Origin of the sequence: Marinomonas sp. SBI8L, assembly GCF_001624705.1 — a bacterium.
GTDB lineage: Bacteria > Pseudomonadota > Gammaproteobacteria > Pseudomonadales > Marinomonadaceae > Marinomonas.
The window spans coordinates 1-332 of record NZ_JSEO01000060.1 but is presented as its reverse complement, the minus strand read 5'-3'; the positions used below and the strand labels follow the sequence as shown (position 1 = coordinate 332).

Genomic DNA, 332 nt, shown 5'->3' with positions numbered 1-332 from the left:
GATAATCATAGAGTCGTTGAACCACCTGATCCCATCCCGAACTCAGAAGTGAAAAGTGACATCGCCGATGGTAGTGTGGGAGGTCCCATGTGAGAGTAGGTCGTTATCAAGATTGAATTATAAAAAACCAGTCCTAGTGACTGGTTTTTTTTTGCCTAAAATAAACTAGGAAAAAGGTAGGAGACAACCACGTCTGAACCACCTGATTCCCATACCGTCCCATAAAGTGTGTCTAAGGGGTATATAAAAGGCGCCCCTCTTTCGTTAAATTAATTCTGTTTCGACCAAAAAACGAACAAATTTAACAAAGAGAGACTATGGACAATTTAAAG

General features: G+C 40.4%; 1 rRNA gene. It reads left to right on the top strand.

The features are described from left to right. Positions 1-112: ribosomal RNA gene (gene rrf / locus OA91_RS23915) — 5S ribosomal RNA — on the top strand; the annotation flags it as partial. Positions 113-332: the final 220 nt, after the last annotated feature.